Source organism: Rhizobium sp. NPDC092011 (assembly GCF_044756305.1).
Lineage (GTDB): Bacteria > Pseudomonadota > Alphaproteobacteria > Rhizobiales > Rhizobiaceae > Rhizobium.
The window spans coordinates 230,584-250,023 of sequence record NZ_JBIVSO010000002.1 but is presented as its reverse complement, the minus strand read 5'-3'; the positions used below and the strand labels follow the sequence as shown (position 1 = coordinate 250,023).

The following is a 19,440-nucleotide window of genomic DNA, read 5'->3' as shown; positions in this document are numbered from 1 at the left end:
CATTCAACGATGCCATGGCAGGGCTGAAGCAGATGTCGCAGACCAAGGCACGCCGTCATAACGGGGACCGCACCGCACTTGCTATCCTCGTCATCGCCGGCCTCGTTCTCGTTTCGGCTGCGGCCTTTGCGTTCTCGATCACGACTGGTGCATCGAATGCTTCGATCGTCGATGTGATCGGCAGCATGGTGGGTGGCAAGGCGGAGAATGCGCTCAGCATCCGCGACCGCATTGTCATTTTCGATATCCGCCTGCCCCGCGCCATTCTCGGCTTCCTGATCGGCGGCGGGCTTGCGGTTTCGGGCGCGGTCATGCAGGGCCTCTTCCGCAATCCGCTTGCCGATCCCGGCCTGATCGGCGTCTCCGCCGGCTCCAGCCTCGGTGCTGTTGCGATGATCGTCCTCGGCGGCAGCGTGCTGGCTCCGATCGTGCACATCTTCGGCATTTTCTCCCTGCCCATCGCTGCCTTCGTCGGCGGCCTGATAACGACGATCCTGCTTTACAAGATTGCGACCCGACACGGTCAAACTTCGATCGCGACCATGTTGCTGGCCGGCATAGCACTCGGCTCCCTCGCTCTGGCCGCAACCGGCATCCTGATTTACATGGCTGATGATCGGCAGCTGCGCGACCTGACCTTCTGGAGCATGGGATCGCTGGCCGGCTCGACCTGGAGCAAGGTCGCCGGCGCCGGCCCGATCATCCTTCTTTCCCTGTTGCCACTGCCCTTCATGGCGCGCGGCCTGAACGCGCTGACGCTTGGCGAAGCGGCGGCCTTTCATATGGGTGTCGCCGTACAGCGACTGAAGAATGTCGCCATTGTCAGCGTCGCTGCCGCAGTCGGCGCTTCCGTGGCTGTCAGCGGCGGCATCGGCTTCGTCGGCATTGTCGTGCCACATATCCTGCGCATGGTCATCGGGCCAGACCACCGTTTCCTGCTTCCGGCTTCGGCTCTGCTCGGCGGCTCGTTGCTGGTCATTGCCGATGTGGTGGCCCGCACCATCGTTTCTCCGGCCGAACTGCCGATCGGCATCCTGACGGCAGGTGTCGGCGGTCCCTTCTTCCTATGGATGCTGCTGCGGCAGCGCTCGCGCCTCAGCCTGTGAGCCTGCAATGATCGATGTATCCAACCTCTCCGTCCGCCTTGCCGGCAAGACGATCGTTCAGGATGTATCCTTTGCGGCAGAAGCCGGAACGCTGACGGCAATCTGCGGGCCGAACGGCTCAGGCAAGACGACCACGATGAAGGCCATTTCGGGTGAACTCGCCTATCAAGGCTCGGTTCACATGAACGGTTCCGAGATCCGTGGGCTGGAGCCATGGCAACTTGCCGAAATGCGGGGCGTCCTGCCGCAGGCAAGTTCGATCTCTTTCCCTTTCACCGTGCGCGAAATCGTTCGCATGGGCCTGACAAGCGGTCGCAACCGGCACCCGGAACAGGCGGATCGCACAGCGGCTGAGGCGCTTGCCTCCGTCGATCTCGCAGGCTTCGAAGCCCGCTTCTATCAGGAGCTCTCCGGTGGTGAGCAACAGCGCGTGCAGCTCGCCCGCGTTATCTGCCAGATTTCCGAGCCGGTCCTCGAAGGCAAGCCCTGCTGGCTTCTGCTCGACGAGCCGGTCTCCAGCCTGGATATCAGCCATCAGCTCACCATCATGACGCTCGCACAGCGGTTCTGCCGGCGCGGCGGCGGTGTCATCGCGGTCATGCACGACCTCAACCTCACCGCGCTTTTTGCCGATCGCATGGTCTTGCTGAAAGATGGCCGCCTGCAGGCGACCGGTTCCGTCAAGGAAGTCCTGACCGACGGCCACCTTCAGGATGTCTTCGGCTGCAATCTGCGGGTCAATCGCGTTCCGGCCAACGACGCTCCCTTCGTCCTTGCGCATAGCGCACTCGCCGACTAAGGCCCTTTCAAGCGCCTCTTCCGGAACTTTTTACTGCATCCGCGCGTTGAAGTTCAGCGATCGGAATGAGTGTTCCGTTCGATTAGAGTTTGTTGCGTCGGATGACCCCGACCGGCTCGTACAATGGGCGCTCTTTGGCGCCCGATAACGCAAAGGGAGCTAGACATGGCTGCATCCATTCTCCATTCGGCGCGCAGCAAGCGCAACGGCAGCAATCTGCAGGACGTCGAGGCCAGCATCGAAGACCAAATCGAAACGCTGCGCGAGGAAGTTGCGGCCTTTGCCAAGCTTATCAGCGATAGCAGCGCCAAGCAGAGCAAGAAGCTCCGGGCGAGTGCCGAAACGGGATTTGACGACCTGACGGTTCGCGGCGAGGAATTGCTGCGCGATCTGCAACGCGGCTATGCGAAAAGTTCGCGCGAAGTTCGCAGAACCGTGCGCCAGCACCCGGTTGCGACCATCGGCGCCGCAGCCGCATTCGGTCTCGCCGTTGCCCTGCTGCTGTCTCGCCGCTAGGGTGGCGGGATGATCGGTTCCATCCTCGGCCTGCTACTGTCGGGCACATTCAACCGCACCGTTGCGCGAACCAAGCGCAACGGTATTTTCATCGCAATCGCAATTCTTCTGCTGCTGACGGCCTATGTGGCAGCACTTGTCGCCGCAGCAGTCTGGCTAGCGACGATTTATGGTGCGGCAGGTGCGGCGCTCCTGATTGCGGCAGGTGCCCTACTGCTTGGCCTGATCGTGCTTGTTGTCATGGCGATCATCGATAAGCAGGAACAACGCCGGGCTCGCGAGCGTCGGCTTGCGATGGAATCGATGGCCGCGGCCGTTCTCGGTCTCGTGCGCAAGCAGCCTTTGATGACCGCGGCCGTTGCGGCAGCCCTGCTCTTCGGTAACCTGTTCGGAAGCAGGGACGATGACGATTGAACCGGCCGGTTTCCAACTGAAAACTGCGGCGGACATGACTTCGCCGCTGGATAGCTGGTAGTATCAAAAAGCTTGTAATCGGTGATTGAAATGAAGAAACCCGGTCTCTCGACCGGGCTTTTTGTCAGAAGGCGAATGCCTTGGAAGTCAAAGGCGCGGAGGTGGCATCGGGGCCGAAATCCGCCTCGCCAGAAATATCCAGTATCTCCTGCAGCCGTTGGCGGGCGCGATTGACGCGGCTCTTGATCGTCCCGACCGCACAACCGCAAATCTCTGCAGCCTCTTCATAGGAAAACCCGGAAGCTCCCACCAGGATGATCGCTTCGCGCTGGTCCGGCGGCAGCTGATCCAGCGCCTTGCGGAAATCCTGAAGATCGACGGCGCCGTATTGCGAGGGATGCGTTGCCATCGATTCGGTGAAGACGCCGTCGGTGTCCTGCACCTCACGGCCGCTCTTGCGCATCTGGCTGTAAAGCTCGTTGCGCAGGATGGTGAAGAGCCAGGCTTTCATATTGGTGCCCATCTCGAAATGGTCCTGCTTGGCCCATGCCTTCATGATGGTGTCCTGGACAAGATCGTCGGCGCGATCGTGACGGCCTGTCAGTGAGATGGCAAAGGCGCGGAGGCTCGGGAGAGCGGAGAGGAGTTCGCGCTTGAAGCTCGTTTGCGGTTCCATGGCGCGCACCTCCTATTCGGAGACTTTTGCGGAGGCCAGGCGCTCGGCTTGATCTAGCTTCTCAAGCAGATCAAGGAACCGATCGGGAATGGCTTCATCCTGCATGGCCGAATAGAAGGAACGCAGCCTGTTGCCGATCTGATTGTTGGGATCGAGTATATCCACTGCGCGCAGGTCCGATACTGTCTTATCTGCGTCCTCGGAATTCTGGATAGTCATCTAGCCTGCTCGCTTTTCAATTGTCTCGCATTCATGGGATGGACGCATCTTCACTGCTTCCCTGCCCGGGAGACCAGTCAACTACATCAAAAACCGTTTCCTAACGAATCGTAAAGGATGAAGTCGACTGATTGTAAGCATTGAAATGCGACTGCCTAAAAAAAGTTCCGACAAAGAGGAACTTTTTTACTCAACTGACGTTTGTTAGTCACTGCAGCCTCCGTGCTGTATTTTATTTAGAATTTGATAAAAGGCGGGAGCCATTGATGACACTTTCCACACGCATCGCGCCGCATCTTCCTTATTTGCGGCGCTATTCTCGCGCTTTGACCGGAACTCAGACATCCGGGGACGCCTATGTTGCTGCGGTTTTGGAAGCCATCATCACCGACATCTCCATCTTTCCCGACACGGATAATGACCGTGTCGCACTCTATAAACTGTTCACCAAGCTGTTCGGTTCCGTAACACTTCAGATTCCAGAGCCGACCTCGCCCTTTGCCTGGGAACAGCGCGCTTCCGTCAATCTGTCCAAGGTTTCTCCGCGCGCGCGTCAGGCCTTCCTGCTCGGATCCGTCGAAAGCTTCCGCCTCGGCGAGATCGCGGAAATTCTCGACATCTCTGAAAGCGATGCCATGCGCCTACTTGATACAGCGTCGCAGGAAATCTCGCGGCAGGTGGCGACCGAGATCATGATCATCGAGGATGAGCCGCTGATTGCGATGGATATCGAGCAGATGGTCGAAAGCCTCGGCCACCGCGTCACCGGCATCGCCCGTACGCATGCGGAAGCCGTGGCGCTCTACAACGCAACGAAGCCGAGAATGGTGCTTGCCGATATCCAGTTGGCTGACGGCAGCTCGGGCATCGACGCCGTCAACGATATTCTGAAGAGCGCCAGCATCCCGGTCATCTTCATCACGGCATTCCCTGAGCGGCTTTTGACGGGAGAGCGGCCGGAGCCGACCTTCCTTGTGACCAAGCCATTCAACCCCGACATGGTGAAGGCCCTTATCAGCCAGGCGCTTTTCTTCAACGAAACCACAAAAGTGGCGGCCTGATTCGATTGCAAAGCCTGTTACGGAACAAAGATCACAGCCGGGCGTTGGGATTGGAAGCAATCGGTTTACCGGCTGTTATATCGGGCGATTTAAGAGGTCGTTCGAGAGTTTTACGAGTGGAGAAGCCCTGTCGGCGGGGCTCTCGAAATCCGAGTGAAAGGCAAGCCGGTGAATACGTCTGAACCATTAGCCGGCGCGCCTTTGAGTTTGGAAGGCAAAGCCGCCCTGATGGAGCGCGCTCTTGCGAGTGCCAGCGTGTCGATTCTGTTTCAAGATCGATCCCTTGCGATACGTCATGCTGACAATCTGCCGGATCATCTGCAGCCATCCCTCATCATTGGCGGCAATGACCTCGATCTTTTCGGCGAGAAGGATGGCGAACACCTCCTGCGCCTCAAGCGAGGCGTACTCGATACAGGCAAGCCTGCGGCCGCCGAAGTGGAAATCCCAAGCGGCGACGGTATTCGCATCTATGAGCTGAAGATGGAGCGCATCGGTGATCGCAAGGCACAGGGTGTTCTCTCCGTCATCTCGGAAATCACCGAAAGCCGCCATCGCGAAAAGGTTCTGAAATCGCTGTTGCGCGAACTGTCGCATCGCTCCAAGAACCTGCTGGCGATCATTCAGGGCATCGCGACCCAGACCGCACGTCATACGCTTTCGGTCGACAATTTCCTGATCAAGTTCCGCGGACGCCTCCAGTCCCTGTCGAACTCGCAGGATCTCATCACGGATTCCAGTTGGCGCGGCGCCTATCTGTTCGAACTCGCGGAGAAGCAGTTCGCCCCCTATTGGCCCGATGCCGGCGTGCCCATGCCGATCTATGGCATCAACGCCCACCTGACGCCGAATGCAGCGGTGCATCTGGGACTTGCCCTGCACGAGCTGATCGTCAACTCCGCCTCGCACGGGGCCATCTCGGCCGGAGCCACGAGCATCACCTTGAATTGCAAGGAAGCCGAACTCGACGGCAAGAAAGCGATCGAAGTGGCGTGGTCCGAACGCGTTCATGGACCTGGCAATCATGAATTCGAGGATAACAGCTTTAGCCGCACCGTTCTTGAACGAGTGGTGCCGACATCCATGAACGGCCGCGCCGACTTCGCCATGGGCGACGGCAGCATCGGCTATCGCCTCACCATCCCCGAGACCGAGTACGAGATACTGAGACGCCGCTGACGGACCTATGTTGCTGGCTGAAATAAGAAAACAGCCAGTGCGAGGGCGGCGCACTGGCTGCTTTACACTCATCGGGAGGGGACCGTGAGTAGATGTCCGACGATGCTATTGGGCATGCATCAGGGGGATGCAATCATCATCGGTACATCCCGATAACGACCCTGGCCGATCTTGGTTCCATCCGGATCCGAAAAATTTCATTTTTTCTTCATACTGGCCATCACGCGAAAAATCGGCCTCTCCTGCACACGGCGTGAAGTGCGGCCAGCTCCGAACATCGCATTTTTTCGAATTTGCGCTGCCGCAGTGATCACTACGAATTTAAATACATAAAAACAGCGAGTTAAACGATGAATGCGGCTCTCGCCATCGGCGATCCGCCTCATCGAAACAGCTGCTCAAGCAGATTCGCGGTCAAAAATTTTACCGTTTGATAAATTTTTTAACCTGAGTTACCGTTCCTGTACTAGCCGTTTACTATAAGAGGGAACTTCAATGGGACGACTGGAAACTGGGATTCATAAGGGCAGGCTCACGCCCGCCGAATATGATGCAAACTTTTCCGATCTTCACCCGCGCCTCAACAAACACGAGGCGCTGGTCGCATCTGACCGCTGTTATTTCTGTTACGACGCGCCGTGCATGACGGCCTGTCCCACCTCCATCGACATTCCGATGTTCATCCGCCAGATCTCGACGGGCAACCCGCTCGGATCGGCCAAGACGATCTTCGATCAGAACATCCTCGGCGGCATGTGTGCCCGCGTCTGTCCCACCGAACAGCTCTGCGAGCAGGCTTGCGTGCGCAATACTGCCGAAGAGCGCCCGGTCGAGATCGGCCGGCTGCAGCGTTATGCGACCGACGCAGCGATGGCCGAGAACAAGCAGTTCTATTCGCGGGCTGAACCCACCGGCAAGAAGATCGCCGTCATCGGCGCCGGGCCGGCCGGTCTTGCCTGCGCGCACCGTCTGGCCGTGAAGGGTCACGAGGTCACCATCTTCGATGCTCGTGAAAAGGCGGGCGGCCTCAACGAATACGGTATCGCCACCTATAAGGCGGTCGACGACTTCGCGCAGAAGGAAGTCGATTACGTGCTCGCCATCGGCGGCATCGAGGTGAAGAACGGCCAGGCTCTCGGCCGTGATTTCAGCCTCTCCGATCTCTCCCAGCAATATGATGCCGTCTTCCTCGGCCTCGGGCTCGCCGGCGTCAACGCGCTGCGCGCCGAAGGCGAGGATCTCGATGGCGTTGCCGACGCCGTTGCCTATATCGCCGAACTGCGTCAGGCCGGCAGCAAGGCCGATATCGCCATCGGCCGCCGCGTCGTCGTTCTCGGCGGCGGCATGACTGCAATCGACGCGGCTGTGCAGGCCAAGCTGCTCGGCGCCGAAGAGGTGACGATCTGTTATCGTCGCGGCAAGGAGCATATGAACGCCTCGGAATTCGAGCAGGATCTGGCCGCCTCCAAGGGCGTCATCATCCGCCACTGGCTGGCTCCGAAGCGCATCGTCGACAAGGACGGCAAGGTCGCAGGCATCGAGGTCGAATATACCGAACTGCGCGACGGCAAGCTGACCGCCACCGGCGACGTCGGCATCATTGCCGCCGACCAGATCTTCAAGGCCATCGGCCAGACATTCGAGGCGTCAGGCCTTGGGGCGCTGCGCATGGAAGCCGGCCGCATCGCCATCGATGGCGAGGGCCGAACCTCGATCGAGGGCGTATGGGCCGGCGGCGACTGCGTGCTTGGCGGCGACGATCTGACGGTCTCGGCCGTGGCACAGGGTCGCGATGCGGCTGAATCCATCAACCATGCGCTCGCTGCCGCCAAGTCGGCCGCTGCAGTCGCCTGAAAGGAGAATCGATATGGCTGATCTCCGCAATAATTTCATTGGCATCAAGTCGCCAAACCCGTTCTGGCTGGCCTCCGCGCCGCCGACGGATAAGGCATACAACGTCGAGCGCGCCTTCAAGGCGGGCTGGGGTGGCGTGGTCTGGAAGACGCTCGGCGAAGAAGGCCCGCCCGTCGTCAACGTCAACGGCCCGCGTTACGGCGCGATCTGGGGCGCCGACCGCCGTCTGCTCGGTCTCAACAACATCGAGCTGATCACCGACCGGGACCTCTACACCAACCTGCGCGAAATGAAGCAGGTGAAGAAGAACTGGCCGGATCGGGCCCTGATCGCCTCGATCATGGTTCCCTGCGTCGAGGATGCCTGGAAGGCGATCCTCCCGCTGGTCGAGGAGACGGAAGCGGACGGCATCGAACTCAACTTCGGCTGTCCTCACGGCATGTCCGAGCGCGGCATGGGTGCCGCGGTCGGGCAGGTTCCGGAATATATCGAAATGGTCGTGCGCTGGTGCAAGCAATACACCCGCATGCCCGTCATCACCAAGTTGACGCCGAATATCACCGACGTCCGCAAGCCGGCGCGCGCCGCCAAGGCGGGCGGCACCGATGCAGTATCGCTGATCAACACGATCAACTCGATCGTTTCAGTCGATCTCGACAATTTCGCGCCGAACCCAACGGTCGGCGGCAAAGGCAGCCACGGCGGCTATTGCGGCCCGGCGGTCAAGCCGATCGCGCTCAACATGGTCGCCGAGATCGCTCGCGATCCCGAAACCCACGGACTGCCGATATCAGGCATTGGCGGCGTCACCACTTGGCGCGACGCAGCGGAATTCCTCGCACTCGGCGCCGGCAACGTGCAGGTCTGCACGGCGGCGATGACCTACGGCTTCAAGATCGTCGAGGAGATGATTTCGGGCCTTTCCGACTGGATGGACGAGAAGGGCCATCGCAGCCTGGACGACATCATCGCCCGTGCCGTGCCGAACGTCTCGGACTGGCAGTATCTCAACCTCAACTACATCGCCAAGGCCAAGATCGACCAGGACGCCTGCATCAAGTGCGGCCGTTGCTACATTGCCTGCGAGGACACCTCGCACCAGGCAATTACCAACATGGTCGACGGAGCCAGACACTTCGAGGTCATGGACGAGGAATGCGTCGGCTGCAACCTCTGCGTCAGCGTCTGTCCCGTCGAGAACTGTATCACGATGGAAGAACTGCCGCCCGGCAACCTCGACAAGCGCACCGGCAAGATCGTCGATCCGAACTATGCCAACTGGACGACCCATCCGAACAATCCGATGGCACGGCAGGCGGCGGAATAAAGGCGAACAGATCCGCATCGGCATGAATTGGCGGTCGCAGCTTGCTGCGGCCGCTTTTTTCCGCAAATTTCAGCGTTGCTCATGTCGGAGGCCTGCCAGCTCGCGGAGGCGGTTTCAAGAACTGTTGCCTGAAATCAGGCCGGTACGACAGCTTCAAACGGGGCTACTATTTTAGCGAGCGGCGCTGAGAATCATCAGTCCCGCGCGGCACGATCTTCTAGTGGACTGCGTCGCCGTTCAGTTGTGGCGAATACGAAGCCCATCGACAAAAAGTTGTTCCAGATAGCGCGCGGCGTCTTCGAATCGCCCCTCGCCCGCGTGCTCCTGCCCCAGGACCGCCCGCACCTGGACGTCAAAATCGGCATAGTGCTGCGTCGTAGACCAGATGGAGAAGATCAGGTGATAAGGATCGCATTTAGCGATCTTGCCGGCTGTCGCCCAGGCACGGATAACCTCGGCCTTCTCGTCGACAAGAGCCTTCAAGGGGCCACGCAGCTCGTCTTCCACATGCGGCGCGCCCTGCAGCATCTCATTGGCAAAAAGCCGGCTTTCGCGCGGGAAATCGCGGGCCATTTCCAGCTTTCGGCGGATGTAGGAGCGGATCTCGCTTTCAGGATTGCCGTTGGCATCGAAAGCCCGCAACGGCTCCAGCCAGGTAAACAGCACCCGGTCGATCAGCGCCCGATGCATCGCCTCCTTGGTGCGGAAATAATAGAGCAGATTCGGCTTCGACATGCCGGCGACCTCAGCGATCTGGTCGACGGTCGTGCCGCGGAAGCCGTTTACAGAGAATACGTCGAGCGCAGCCTCGAGTATGATTTCCTCTTTTTCTTCCTGGATTCGGGTGCGGCGCTGAGTCTTGGCGGCTCTGGGGATGGCCATGGGTGCTCTGTTTCTCCTTGAAATCCAAGCCTTTCGGCCGCGCCCTTATTCGCCCTGTGGATGCATGGAATTTAGGCAATCGCCTGAAATTTTATCGGAAATTTTCGTGCTTTTCGTCTTGAGCCGCGCCACGGAAGTTGTAATGTTTACCAATCGGTCAAATTATCCGTCAGATGTTTCTTAAACGCAACTGACGATTTTCCGGGCGAGAAAAACAAGACGCCGCTCGGGAATTTGGAATAAGACCAACGGGAACATTCGGGCATGCGCTTTGCAAGCCCCAGGACAAACAGGTGAGGATTGCATCATGGTGGCAGCGCCAGGAGAGAACATGCGTATCAATGGCGACCGCCTTTGGGATACGCTGATGGACATGGCGAAAATCGGCCCCGGCATTGCCGGCGGCAACAACCGTCAAACGCTCACCGATGCCGACGCCGAGGGACGCAGCCTTTTCAAGACCTGGTGCGACAAGGCCGGGATGACTGTCGGCGTCGACAAGATGGGCACGATGTTCGCGACCCGCGCCGGCACTGACCCGAATGCACTGCCCGTCTATGTCGGCTCGCATCTCGATACCCAGCCGACCGGCGGCAAGTATGATGGCGTCCTCGGCGTGCTTGCTGCGCTCGAAGTCGTCCGCACGATGAACGACCTCGGCATCAAGACCAAGCATCCGATCGTGGTCACCAACTGGGCCAACGAGGAAGGCGCTCGTTTTGCCCCCGCAATGCTGGCCTCCGGCGTCTTTGCCGGCGTTCACACGCTTGATTATGCCTACGGCCGCAAGGATCCGGACGGCAAGACCTATGGCGACGAGCTGAAGCGCATCGGCTGGCTCGGCGATGAAGAGGTTGGCGCCCGCAAGATGCACGCCTATTTCGAATACCATATCGAGCAGGGTCCGATCCTCGAAGCCGAGAACAAGACCATCGGTGTGGTCACGCACTGTCAGGGCCTGTGGTGGCTGGAATTCACGCTGACGGGCAAGGAAGCGCATACCGGCTCGACGCCGATGGCCATGCGCGTCAATGCCGGCCTTGCCATGTCGCGAATCGTCGAGATGGTGCAGAGCGTGGCGATGGAAAACCAGCCGGGTGCCGTTGCCGGCGTCGGCCAGGTGTTCTTCTCGCCGAATTCACGCAATGTCCTGCCCGGCAAGGTGGTCTTCACGGTCGATCTTCGCACACCCGACAAGGAAAAGCTCGATCGCATGCGCACCAAGATCGAAGCCGAAGGCAAGAAGATCGCTGAAGCCCTTGGCGTTGGCTGCTCGGTGGAAGCGATCGGCCATTTCGAACCGGTTACTTTCGATCCCAAGCTCGTGACATCGGTGCGCAACGCAGCCGAAAAGCTTGGTTATAGCCACATGAACATCATCTCCGGCGCAGGTCACGATGCCTGCTGGGCCGCCAAAGTCGCCCCCGCCACGATGGTCATGTGCCCCTGCGTCGGCGGCCTCTCGCACAACGAGGCCGAAGAAATCTCCAAGGAATGGGCTGCCGCCGGCGCGGATGTGCTGTTCCACGCAGTCGTCGAGACGGCGGAGATCGTGGCCTGACGGCCACGATTCCCAACATCGGAACTTCACACATCTGGAGCATGCGCCATGAGCACAGTCATCAAGGGTGGAACCATCGTCACGGCTGACCTGACCTATAAGGCAGACGTCAAGGTCGAAGGTGGCAAGATCGTCGAAATCGGGCAGAATCTCTCGGGCAACGAGGTGCTGGATGCATCCGGCTGCTACGTCATGCCCGGCGGCATCGACCCGCACACGCATCTCGAAATGCCGTTCATGGGGACCTACTCTTCCGACGATTTCGAAAGTGGTACGCGCGCTGCCCTTGCCGGCGGCACGACGATGGTCGTCGACTTCGCGCTCCCCTCGCCCGGCCAGTCGCTGCTCGAAGCTCTGACCATGTGGGACAACAAGTCCACCCGCGCTACCTGCGACTATTCCTTCCACATGGCCATTACCTGGTGGGGCGAACAGGTCTTCAACGAGATGGAAGCCATCGTTCGCGACAAGGGTATCAATACCTTCAAGCACTTCATGGCCTACAAGGGCGCGCTGATGGTGGATGACGACGAGATGTTCTCGTCCTTCCAGCGCTGTGCCGAACTCGGCGCCCTGCCGCTCGTCCATGCCGAAAACGGCGACGTCGTTGCACAGATGCAGGCAAAGCTGCTGGCCGAAGGCAATAACGGGCCGGAAGCGCATGCCTATTCCCGCCCGGCAGAGGTCGAGGGCGAGGCAACGAACCGCGCCATCATGATCGCCGATATGGCAGGCTCGCCGGTCTATATCGTCCACACCTCTTGCGAGCAGGCCCATGAAGCCATTCGCCGCGCGCGCCAGAAGGGCATGCGCGTCTACGGCGAGCCGCTGATCCAGCACCTGACGCTCGACGAAAGCGAATACGCCAACCCGGATTGGGACCATGCCGCCCGCCGCGTCATGTCGCCGCCCTTCCGTAACAAGCAGCATCAGGACAGCCTCTGGGCCGGTCTTGCCTCCGGCTCTCTGCAAGTGGTCGCGACCGATCATTGCGCTTTCACGACCGAACAGAAGCGCTACGGCGTCAACGACTTCACCAAGATCCCGAACGGCACTGGCGGCTTGGAAGACCGCATGCCGATGCTCTGGACCTATGGCGTCAACACCGGCCGCCTGACGATGAACGAATTCGTCGCCGCCACTTCCACCAACATTGCCAAGATCCTAAACATCTACCCGAGGAAGGGCGCGATCCTCGTCGGCGCCGACGCCGATATCGTCGTCTGGGATCCGAAGCGCTCGAAGACCATCGCCGCCAAGACCCAGCAATCGGCAATCGACTACAACGTCTTCGAAGGCAAGGAGGTGACCGGACTGCCGCGCTACACGCTGACGCGCGGCGTCGTCGCCATCGAGGAAGGCACGATCAAGACCAAGGAAGGCCATGGTGAATTCGTCCGGCGCGCCCCCTTCACCGCAGCCAACCGAGCCCTTTCGACCTGGAAGGACGTCACCGCACCGCGCAAGGTTCAGCGCAGCGGCATCCCCGCCAGCGGGGTGTAAAGCTTGGGCTCAGCGCTTCGGCTCATCCGCCGCTTAGCGCGGCACATACCGCTCCAGATCCGGCAGCAGGACCACGCTTTCCTGCTCGTTCGGATCGGTGCGGGCGATGACAGCTGTCGCCGGCCGGTCGCTGAGGTTGGCGGGAAGATGCGGAACGCCGGCCGGGATATAGAACATCTCCCCCTCGCGAACGACGACGTGCTCTTCCAACTGGTCTCCGAACCAGCAATGCGTTTCGCCCGAAAGCGCATAGATCGCTGTCTCATGCGAAGCGTGAAGATGCGCCTTGGCGCGACCGCCCGGCGGGATGGTCAGAAGATGCATGCATATGCCCGTCGAACCCACTGTCTCGGCGGCAATTCCCTCAAAATAGTTGAGGCCCTGTTTTCCGGCATAGGCACCGCCGGGCCGCACGACACGGCAGGTGGGCTTCGATGACACACGCATGGCATTGCTCCCCTGGATCCAGCAGCCGCAAGGCACCCTCGCCAATCCAGGCTGCAGCAATGTCAGACAAGATAACACGCAATCCGCCCCGACCGTGCGGCGAAAACAGGACTGGTAGGTGTTAATGACGTCATCCGCTTCCTCCGTCGTCTCCGCGCGGAATCTCTGTCTCACCTACGATACGAACGACGGGCCGGTGCATGCGCTGAGCAATGTCGATCTCGACGTTCGAAAGGGCGATTTCGTCTCCTTCATCGGCCCTTCCGGCTGTGGCAAAACCACCTTTCTGCGTGTCATCGCCGATCTTGAGCGGAAGACTTCGGGCGATATCACCGTCAACGGCATGACGCCCGATGAGGCGCGCAAGGCCCGTGCCTACGGCTATGTCTTCCAGGCGGCGGCCCTTTATCCCTGGCGCACCATCGAAAAGAACATCGCGCTACCGCTCGAAATCATGGGCTACGACAAGACAGAACGGGCCAAGCGCATCGCCCAGACGCTGGAACTCGTCAATCTCGCAGGCTTCGAAAAGAAATTCCCCTGGCAGCTTTCGGGCGGCATGCAGCAGCGTGCGTCGATCGCCCGTGCGCTCGCCTTCGATGCCGATCTGCTGCTGATGGACGAGCCCTTCGGCGCGCTCGACGAAATCGTCCGCGACCATCTCAACGAACAGCTATTGAAGCTGTGGAAGCGGACGAACAAGACCATATGCTTCGTCACGCATTCCATTCCGGAAGCGGTCTATCTCTCCACCAAGATCGTCGTCATGTCGCCCCGCCCGGGCCGCGTTACCGACATCATCGAATCGACGCTGCCGACGGAGCGACCGCTTGGCATTCGCGAAACGCCCGAGTTTCTGGAAATCGCCCACCGTGTCCGCGAAGGTCTGCGGGCCGGTCACAGCTACGAGGAGTAGGATCGCCATGAACCCGCAATTCCTCCTTTGGCTTGCCGGCGCGATGGCGATCTTCATCAGCGGAGCGACCGCTTCGCGGGCCTATGTCGCCAGCAACAACATTCTCGTTCTGATCCTGTCGCTCGTCCTCTATTGCGTCGGCAATCTGATGATGGTGCGGCTCATGCGCGAGGGCGGGCTGGGGCTGGCAATTTCAGCCTCCGCCATCACCCAGCTCGTTATCGTCAACATCATCGCCTTCATCGTCTTCGGCGAGCGCCTGAGCGTGCAGCAGTTGGCAGGCGTCGGACTCGGCGTCGTCGCCATGGCATTGATGCTGCTTCCGGCGCAAGGGAGGGCATGACGATGGAGAAGGAACAGGTCTTCAAACACAAGATCCTGCCGGTCGGAACCATCGTCCTTGCGATCCTGGTTCTCTGGTATGTCTTTGCCGTCGTTCTTAACGCGCCGTTCCAGCGCGATCTCGACCGACGCGCCAACGTCACCTCGACGACGATGGAATTCATTGCCAAGACGCTGGCTCAACCCAAGCCGATCCTGCCCGCACCGCATCAGGTGGCGCAAAACGTCTTCGAAAATACCTTCCTTCGCGCTCCCACGAGCAACCGCAGCCTCGTCTACAATGCCTGGGTCACGCTGTCCTCCACCGCAGTCGGCTTCGCTTTCGGGACTGTTCTCGGCATACTGATCGCTGTCGGCATCGTCCATGTCGTCGCGCTGGACCGAAGCCTCATGCCCTGGATCATCGCATCGCAGACCGTGCCGATCCTCGCAATCGCGCCGATGGTCATCGTGGTGCTGGCGGCAGTCGATATCACCGGGCTCATTCCAAAGGCGCTGATTTCGACCTATCTTTCCTTCTTTCCCGTCGCCGTCGGCATGGTGAAGGGGTTGCGCTCGCCGGAGGTCATGCATCTCGACCTGATGCGAACCTATAATGCCAGCGCCTCCCAAACCTTCTGGAAACTGCGCGTGCCGGCCTCCATCCCCTTCCTCTTTACCTCGATGAAGGTGGCGATTGCCGCAAGCCTCGTCGGCGCGATCGTCGCCGAACTGCCGACAGGCGCCGTCGCCGGCATCGGTGCAAAGCTGTTGGCCGGGTCCTACTACAGCCAGACGATCGACATATGGGCGGCTCTGGTGGCGGGCTCGGTTCTTGCGGCAATTCTCGTTGCCATCGTCAGCATCGCCGCCCGCATTGTCGATCGCTCGATGGGAGGGAGAACGGCATGAACCAGTTTCATTTCTCCTGGCAGGGCCTACTCTCCCTTCTCCTCTGTCTTCTGGCGATCCCGGCGCTGCCGTTGATCGCCACGGATGCAGCCATACCCGTCAGCAGCGGCACGACCTTCGTCATCTTCATTCTGATCGGCGCTGCCGCCCTTCTTTCGTTCACGAAGCTATCCGAGGGACTTTGCGCCGCCATTCTCTTCTTCGCCGCGCACGCCGCCGCCTGGCTGCTGCTGGCAGGAATCTCGGGCAACGAAGGCAAAGCACAGGCCTCCTTCTTCATTCTGATCGCCGCCGCTTGGCTGCTTGCCTGGCGTTGCGTCTCCATCCTCTCCGCCATCCGGTCGCGCTCGGCCGCCGGTAGCTATACGCTGCGGCTGTTGATCCCCGCCATCTTCGGTGCGTGGATCCTCGTTATATGGGAAGCGGCCACGCGCGGAGCCGGCATTCCCTTCATCCTGTTGCCGCCCCCGAGCGCCATCGGCGTGCGGATAGCAGGGTCCCTATCGATCCTATGGACTGATGTTCAGCAGACGATCTTCAAGGCTGTCCTCATCGGCTACATCGTCGGCTGCGCCAGCGGCTTCATCGTCGCCATCCTCGCGGATCGCGTCGCCTTCCTGCGCCGCGGCCTGTTGCCGATCGGCAATCTGGTCTCCGCCCTGCCGATTATCGGCGTCGCGCCGATCATGGTCATGTGGTTCGGCTTCGACTGGGAATCGAAAGCCGCCGTCGTCATCATCATGACCTTCTTCCCGATGCTGGTGAACACGGTGGCTGGCCTTGCAGCATCCGGCAATATGGAACGCGACCTGATGCGCACCTATGCATCGAGCTACTGGCAGACACTGTTCAAGCTGCGCCTGCCGGCGGCTGCTCCCTTTATTTTCAATGCGCTGAAGATCAACTCGACCTTGGCTCTCATCGGTGCCATCGTGGCGGAATTCTTCGGCACACCCATGTCGGGCATGGGCTTTCGCATCTCGACCGAAATCGGTCGGATGAATGTCGACATGGTTTGGGCCGAAATCGCGGTTGCCGCGGTCGCAGGCTCTGTCTTCTACGGTATCGTCGCCATTATTGAGAGAATGACGACGTTCTGGCATCCGTCTATCCGCGGTGGGCAGACGTAATCCGGGGTCCCGTCCAGGGGATCAAGGCATAACTTCAGAGGGAAAAAGGGTGAAGACATGAAAAAAATAATGCTCGCATTGATGGCAAGTGCAATGACGCTGGCTGCCGCCCAGACCGCCATGGCCGCCGACAAGATAACTCTACAGCTGAAATGGGTGGCCCAGGGTCAGTTCGGTGGCTATTTCGTCGCCAAGGACAAAGGCTTCTACAAGGAAGAAGGTCTCGACGTCGACATCAAGCCGGGCGGCCCGGATATCGCCCCGGAACAGGTGATTGCCGGCGGCGGTGCCGACGTCATCGTCGACTGGATGGGTGGTGCGCTCGTTGCCCGCGAAAAGGGCGTGCCGCTGATCAACATCGCCCAGCCCTTCGAAAAATCCGGCCTGGAACTGATCTGCCCGAAGGATGGTCCGATCAAGACCGAGAAGGATTTCAAGGGCCACACGCTCGGCGTCTGGTTCTACGGCAACGAATATCCCTTCTTCGCCTGGATGCACAAACTCGGCCTGAAGACCGACGGCGGCAAGGACGGCGTCAACGTCCTGAAGCAGAGCTTCGACGTGCAGCCGCTCGTCCAGAAGCAGGCCGATTGCATCTCCGTCATGACCTATAACGAGTACTGGCAGGCGATCGATGCCGGTTTCAAGGCGGAAGATCTTCTCGTCTTCAACTATACCAAACTCGGCAACGACCTTCTGGAAGACGGTCTTTACGTCAAGGAAGACAAGCTGAAGGATGCGAAGTTCAAGGCCGATATGGTGAAGTTCGTTCGCGCCTCGATGAAAGGCTGGAAATACGCCGCCGAGCATCCTGACGAAGCAGCCGAGATGGTCATGGACAATGGCGGCCAGGATGAGAACCACCAGAAGCGCATGGCAGCCGAAGTCGCCAAGCTGATCGGCAACGGCAAGCTCGACATGAAGACCTATGACCGCACAGTCGAAGCCTTGCTCGATCAGAAGATCATCAACAAGAAGCCATCGGGCGCCTACACGCACGAAATCACGGACGCAGCACTGAAATAGCGTCCGCTATCAATGGCATTGGAAACGCGCGGGGATCACTCCCCGCGCGTTTCTTTTCATTTTGTAACAGCAGCAACAAAAAGCTGGCTTTACCGCCGAATTTGCCTAAAAAGCAGTCAGCCATCAACAATTCGAATTCCGACATCACAATGCCGTGATTGCTTCGCATGGTTGCGGCAGGTAGAAATACCCGCAAAATCATTTTCTCGTGATCTTGCGAGATTTCAAATCCGCTCCCATGTACAGAGCGTTTCTAGGATGAGGGACCTGCAGGGCATGACAGACGGATATTGATCCGCCGGTATAGCCGGCTCGCATGCATTGATCCCCCGTGTTCGCGACGGAAAACAGCGAAATCCCTTTGACCAATTGCCGAACTGGAACCGGACGCATGGCCTCCACGCCGCTTAGACTGCTGAACACGACTGCAATCCTGCTTTCATTGCTGGCAGCGCCTGCGGCGATGGCCGAGGAGCCCGTCGTCACCGCACCGAAACAGAACCTGCCCGCGATCGTCATCACCACTGCCGCAACGCGCAAGCTGACCGACAAGGTGGTCGCGACCGGGACGGTGAAGGCGGTCGAAGAGGTCTACATACAGCCGCAGGTCGACGGCCTGTCGATCCGCACACTCAATGCCGATGTCGGCGACAAGGTCGAGGCGAACAGTACGCTCGCCACGCTGAACGACGATGCGCTGATCTTGCAGAAGAGCCAGATGCAGGCAACGCGCGCCAAGGGCGAGGCCAGCCTTGCGCAATTGCGCGCGCAGCTGGCCGAGGCTCGCGCCAATGCCGAAGAAGCAGAGCTGCAGCGGATCCGCGCGGTCACCATGGGCGCCAAGGGCACGATGTCGACCTCCGCCGTCGAACAGGCGAACGCCGCAGCCGCAGCCAACAAGGCGCGCGAGGCATCGGCCGAACAGGCGATCGTGGTTTCAGAGGCCGACCTCAAGGTCATCGACAGCCAGATCGCCGATACCGATCTCAAACTCGCCCGCACCGGCATCAAGACGCCTGTCGCCGGCACAGTCGCCTCGCGCAATGCCCGCGTCGGCGCCATCGCCAACGGCAACGGCGATCCGCTTTTCACCATCATCCGTAACAGCCAGCTCGAACTGGTGGTCGATGTTTCCGAAAGCGACATCACCAAGATCAGTATCGGACAGAAGGCGCGGATTGCACTCTCGGGCAGCCGCGAGAAGCTCGCCGGCACTGTACGCCTGGTCGCGCCCATCGTCGATTCCGTCACCCGTCTCGGCGCAGTACACATCTCCATCGACGAAGGCGACAAGGCCCGCGCCGGCATGTATGGCAGCGCCGAGATCATCATTCGCCAGGAAGAAGGCGTTGCCCTGCCCTTAACCGCCGTCAACACCGACGAGAACGGCTCCTCCGCCCGCAAGGTCGAGAACGGCGTGGTCAAGTTCGTCAATGTCGAAACCGGCATTCAGGACGGCGCCTATGTCGAGATCCTCAAGGGCCTGAAGGCCGGTGAGGATGTCGTTGCCAAGGCCGGCGCCTATGTCCGCGACGGCGACCGCATCACGCCCGTGCGTGATGCCTCGCAAGCCTCCAACTAAGCGGGAACG

22 protein-coding genes are annotated in these 19,440 nt (G+C 60.0%); 16 read left to right on the top strand and 6 right to left on the bottom strand.

Annotated elements, in window-relative coordinates; translation table 11 throughout:
- Positions 1–14 precede the first annotated feature (14 nt).
- From ACIQJ2_RS09610 to ACIQJ2_RS09595, 4 genes are all read left to right on the top strand, one after another.
- Positions 15–1,106: a FecCD family ABC transporter permease gene (locus ACIQJ2_RS09610; protein ID WP_400670264.1), complete on the top strand. Its 1,092-nt coding sequence runs from the start codon at positions 15–17 to the stop codon at positions 1,104–1,106.
- Positions 1,107–1,113: 7 nt separating this feature from the next.
- Complete coding sequence (locus tag ACIQJ2_RS09605) at positions 1,114–1,905, top strand: heme ABC transporter ATP-binding protein (protein WP_400669952.1); 792 nt, start codon at positions 1,114–1,116, stop codon at positions 1,903–1,905.
- Positions 1,906–2,070: 165 nt separating this feature from the next.
- A complete protein-coding gene (locus ACIQJ2_RS09600) occupies positions 2,071–2,421 on the top strand; it encodes a hypothetical protein (protein ID WP_400669949.1) in 351 nt (116 codons plus the stop codon).
- Between the two features lie 9 nt (positions 2,422–2,430).
- Entirely contained in the window at positions 2,431–2,835 is a 405-nt protein-coding gene (locus ACIQJ2_RS09595) for a hypothetical protein (protein ID WP_400669946.1), read from the top strand.
- Positions 2,836–2,959: 124 nt separating this feature from the next.
- On the opposite strand, the gene ACIQJ2_RS09590 is transcribed toward ACIQJ2_RS09595, so the two are convergent.
- Both ACIQJ2_RS09590 and ACIQJ2_RS09585 read right to left on the bottom strand, forming a co-directional pair.
- Positions 2,960–3,511, bottom strand: a complete 552-nt coding sequence (locus ACIQJ2_RS09590; RefSeq protein WP_199142922.1) for an RNA polymerase sigma factor — start codon at positions 3,509–3,511, stop codon at positions 2,960–2,962.
- A 12-nt stretch (positions 3,512–3,523) separates the two neighbouring features.
- On the bottom strand, positions 3,524–3,730 hold the full coding sequence (locus ACIQJ2_RS09585; protein WP_400669942.1) for a NepR family anti-sigma factor: 207 nt from the start codon (positions 3,728–3,730) through the stop codon (positions 3,524–3,526).
- Between the two features lie 266 nt (positions 3,731–3,996).
- On the opposite strand from ACIQJ2_RS09585, the gene ACIQJ2_RS09580 reads away from it, so the two are divergent.
- Both ACIQJ2_RS09580 and ACIQJ2_RS09575 read left to right on the top strand, forming a co-directional pair.
- Positions 3,997–4,791, top strand: coding sequence for a response regulator (locus tag ACIQJ2_RS09580; RefSeq protein ID WP_199142925.1), 795 nt, complete (start codon positions 3,997–3,999; stop codon positions 4,789–4,791).
- 228 nt (positions 4,792–5,019) lie between these two features.
- The gene (locus ACIQJ2_RS09575) at positions 5,020–5,970 is read left to right on the top strand and encodes a sensor histidine kinase (protein ID WP_199142984.1); all 951 of its coding nucleotides are present in this window, start codon (positions 5,020–5,022) and stop codon (positions 5,968–5,970) included.
- Between the two features lie 197 nt (positions 5,971–6,167).
- On the opposite strand, the gene ACIQJ2_RS09570 is transcribed toward ACIQJ2_RS09575, so the two are convergent.
- The gene (locus tag ACIQJ2_RS09570) at positions 6,168–6,356 is read right to left on the bottom strand and encodes a hypothetical protein (RefSeq protein ID WP_400669938.1); all 189 of its coding nucleotides are present in this window, start codon (positions 6,354–6,356) and stop codon (positions 6,168–6,170) included.
- A 109-nt stretch (positions 6,357–6,465) separates the two neighbouring features.
- Here ACIQJ2_RS09570 and ACIQJ2_RS09565 point away from each other — a divergent pair, with 109 nt between their 5' ends.
- Positions 6,466–7,824 carry an NAD(P)-dependent oxidoreductase gene (locus ACIQJ2_RS09565; protein WP_199142927.1) on the top strand — a complete coding sequence of 453 codons (1,359 nt, stop codon included), beginning with the start codon at positions 6,466–6,468 and terminating at the stop codon, positions 7,822–7,824.
- Positions 7,825–7,837: 13 nt separating this feature from the next.
- The gene (gene preA / locus ACIQJ2_RS09560) at positions 7,838–9,151 is read left to right on the top strand and encodes an NAD-dependent dihydropyrimidine dehydrogenase subunit PreA (protein WP_199142929.1); all 1,314 of its coding nucleotides are present in this window, start codon (positions 7,838–7,840) and stop codon (positions 9,149–9,151) included.
- 237 nt (positions 9,152–9,388) lie between these two features.
- Here preA and rutR read toward each other — a convergent pair whose 3' ends face one another.
- The gene (gene rutR / locus ACIQJ2_RS09555) at positions 9,389–10,033 is read right to left on the bottom strand and encodes an HTH-type transcriptional regulator RutR (RefSeq protein ID WP_199142930.1); all 645 of its coding nucleotides are present in this window, start codon (positions 10,031–10,033) and stop codon (positions 9,389–9,391) included.
- 307 nt (positions 10,034–10,340) lie between these two features.
- Between rutR and ACIQJ2_RS09550 the strand changes: the two genes are divergently transcribed.
- Together ACIQJ2_RS09550 and hydA are read left to right on the top strand one after the other, a co-directional pair.
- Positions 10,341–11,594: a Zn-dependent hydrolase gene (locus tag ACIQJ2_RS09550; RefSeq protein ID WP_199142932.1), complete on the top strand. Its 1,254-nt coding sequence runs from the start codon at positions 10,341–10,343 to the stop codon at positions 11,592–11,594.
- A 48-nt stretch (positions 11,595–11,642) separates the two neighbouring features.
- The gene (hydA, locus tag ACIQJ2_RS09545; RefSeq protein ID WP_400746515.1) at positions 11,643–13,097 is read left to right on the top strand and encodes a dihydropyrimidinase; all 1,455 of its coding nucleotides are present in this window, start codon (positions 11,643–11,645) and stop codon (positions 13,095–13,097) included.
- 33 nt (positions 13,098–13,130) lie between these two features.
- On the opposite strand, the gene ACIQJ2_RS09540 is transcribed toward hydA, so the two are convergent.
- The gene (locus tag ACIQJ2_RS09540) at positions 13,131–13,544 is read right to left on the bottom strand and encodes a cupin domain-containing protein (protein ID WP_400669929.1); all 414 of its coding nucleotides are present in this window, start codon (positions 13,542–13,544) and stop codon (positions 13,131–13,133) included.
- A 124-nt stretch (positions 13,545–13,668) separates the two neighbouring features.
- On the opposite strand from ACIQJ2_RS09540, the gene ACIQJ2_RS09535 reads away from it, so the two are divergent.
- Genes ACIQJ2_RS09535 through ACIQJ2_RS09515 form a run of 5 tightly spaced genes read left to right on the top strand, consistent with a single transcriptional unit; the run spans position 13,669 to position 17,849 of the window.
- Positions 13,669–14,460: an ABC transporter ATP-binding protein gene (locus ACIQJ2_RS09535; protein WP_199142938.1), complete on the top strand. Its 792-nt coding sequence runs from the start codon at positions 13,669–13,671 to the stop codon at positions 14,458–14,460.
- A 7-nt stretch (positions 14,461–14,467) separates the two neighbouring features.
- Positions 14,468–14,803, top strand: coding sequence for a hypothetical protein (locus ACIQJ2_RS09530; protein WP_199142940.1), 336 nt, complete (start codon positions 14,468–14,470; stop codon positions 14,801–14,803).
- A 2-nt stretch (positions 14,804–14,805) separates the two neighbouring features.
- On the top strand, positions 14,806–15,693 hold the full coding sequence (locus ACIQJ2_RS09525) for an ABC transporter permease (RefSeq protein ID WP_199142942.1): 888 nt from the start codon (positions 14,806–14,808) through the stop codon (positions 15,691–15,693).
- On the top strand, positions 15,690–16,823 hold the full coding sequence (locus ACIQJ2_RS09520; protein WP_400669924.1) for an ABC transporter permease: 1,134 nt from the start codon (positions 15,690–15,692) through the stop codon (positions 16,821–16,823). Before ACIQJ2_RS09525 ends, ACIQJ2_RS09520 begins: the two co-directional genes overlap by 4 nt.
- Positions 16,824–16,880: 57 nt before the next feature.
- On the top strand, positions 16,881–17,849 hold the full coding sequence (locus ACIQJ2_RS09515; RefSeq protein ID WP_199142946.1) for an ABC transporter substrate-binding protein: 969 nt from the start codon (positions 16,881–16,883) through the stop codon (positions 17,847–17,849).
- Here the strand turns inward: ACIQJ2_RS09515 and ACIQJ2_RS09510 are convergent.
- Positions 17,827–18,051 carry a hypothetical protein gene (locus tag ACIQJ2_RS09510; RefSeq protein WP_400669921.1) on the bottom strand — a complete coding sequence of 75 codons (225 nt, stop codon included), beginning with the start codon at positions 18,049–18,051 and terminating at the stop codon, positions 17,827–17,829. The genes ACIQJ2_RS09515 and ACIQJ2_RS09510 overlap by 23 nt on opposite strands.
- Before the next feature lie 189 nt (positions 18,052–18,240).
- Here ACIQJ2_RS09510 and ACIQJ2_RS09505 point away from each other — a divergent pair, with 189 nt between their 5' ends.
- The gene (locus tag ACIQJ2_RS09505) at positions 18,241–19,431 is read left to right on the top strand and encodes an efflux RND transporter periplasmic adaptor subunit (protein WP_400669918.1); all 1,191 of its coding nucleotides are present in this window, start codon (positions 18,241–18,243) and stop codon (positions 19,429–19,431) included.
- The last annotated feature ends 9 nt before the right edge of the window (positions 19,432–19,440 follow it).

What these genes read in the sequence shown, in the direction of transcription:
- ACIQJ2_RS09610 (WP_400670264.1), top strand. Translation starts at nt 15, where the DNA reads ATGGCAGGGCTGAAGCAGATGTCGCAGACCAAGGCACGCCGTCATAAC.
- ACIQJ2_RS09605 (WP_400669952.1), top strand. Translation starts at nt 1,114, where the DNA reads ATGATCGATGTATCCAACCTCTCCGTCCGCCTTGCCGGCAAGACGATC.
- ACIQJ2_RS09600 (WP_400669949.1), top strand. Translation starts at nt 2,071, where the DNA reads ATGGCTGCATCCATTCTCCATTCGGCGCGCAGCAAGCGCAACGGCAGC.
- ACIQJ2_RS09595 (WP_400669946.1), top strand. Translation starts at nt 2,431, where the DNA reads ATGATCGGTTCCATCCTCGGCCTGCTACTGTCGGGCACATTCAACCGC.
- ACIQJ2_RS09590 (WP_199142922.1), bottom strand. Translation starts at nt 3,511, where the DNA reads ATGGAACCGCAAACGAGCTTCAAGCGCGAACTCCTCTCCGCTCTCCCG.
- ACIQJ2_RS09585 (WP_400669942.1), bottom strand. Translation starts at nt 3,730, where the DNA reads ATGACTATCCAGAATTCCGAGGACGCAGATAAGACAGTATCGGACCTG.
- ACIQJ2_RS09580 (WP_199142925.1), top strand. Translation starts at nt 3,997, where the DNA reads ATGACACTTTCCACACGCATCGCGCCGCATCTTCCTTATTTGCGGCGC.
- ACIQJ2_RS09575 (WP_199142984.1), top strand. Translation starts at nt 5,020, where the DNA reads ATGGAGCGCGCTCTTGCGAGTGCCAGCGTGTCGATTCTGTTTCAAGAT.
- ACIQJ2_RS09570 (WP_400669938.1), bottom strand. Translation starts at nt 6,356, where the DNA reads ATGAGGCGGATCGCCGATGGCGAGAGCCGCATTCATCGTTTAACTCGC.
- ACIQJ2_RS09565 (WP_199142927.1), top strand. Translation starts at nt 6,466, where the DNA reads ATGGGACGACTGGAAACTGGGATTCATAAGGGCAGGCTCACGCCCGCC.
- preA (WP_199142929.1), top strand. Translation starts at nt 7,838, where the DNA reads ATGGCTGATCTCCGCAATAATTTCATTGGCATCAAGTCGCCAAACCCG.
- rutR (WP_199142930.1), bottom strand. Translation starts at nt 10,033, where the DNA reads ATGGCCATCCCCAGAGCCGCCAAGACTCAGCGCCGCACCCGAATCCAG.
- ACIQJ2_RS09550 (WP_199142932.1), top strand. Translation starts at nt 10,341, where the DNA reads ATGGTGGCAGCGCCAGGAGAGAACATGCGTATCAATGGCGACCGCCTT.
- hydA (WP_400746515.1), top strand. Translation starts at nt 11,643, where the DNA reads ATGAGCACAGTCATCAAGGGTGGAACCATCGTCACGGCTGACCTGACC.
- ACIQJ2_RS09540 (WP_400669929.1), bottom strand. Translation starts at nt 13,544, where the DNA reads ATGCGTGTGTCATCGAAGCCCACCTGCCGTGTCGTGCGGCCCGGCGGT.
- ACIQJ2_RS09535 (WP_199142938.1), top strand. Translation starts at nt 13,669, where the DNA reads ATGACGTCATCCGCTTCCTCCGTCGTCTCCGCGCGGAATCTCTGTCTC.
- ACIQJ2_RS09530 (WP_199142940.1), top strand. Translation starts at nt 14,468, where the DNA reads ATGAACCCGCAATTCCTCCTTTGGCTTGCCGGCGCGATGGCGATCTTC.
- ACIQJ2_RS09525 (WP_199142942.1), top strand. Translation starts at nt 14,806, where the DNA reads ATGGAGAAGGAACAGGTCTTCAAACACAAGATCCTGCCGGTCGGAACC.
- ACIQJ2_RS09520 (WP_400669924.1), top strand. Translation starts at nt 15,690, where the DNA reads ATGAACCAGTTTCATTTCTCCTGGCAGGGCCTACTCTCCCTTCTCCTC.
- ACIQJ2_RS09515 (WP_199142946.1), top strand. Translation starts at nt 16,881, where the DNA reads ATGAAAAAAATAATGCTCGCATTGATGGCAAGTGCAATGACGCTGGCT.
- ACIQJ2_RS09510 (WP_400669921.1), bottom strand. Translation starts at nt 18,051, where the DNA reads ATGATTTTGCGGGTATTTCTACCTGCCGCAACCATGCGAAGCAATCAC.
- ACIQJ2_RS09505 (WP_400669918.1), top strand. Translation starts at nt 18,241, where the DNA reads ATGGCCTCCACGCCGCTTAGACTGCTGAACACGACTGCAATCCTGCTT.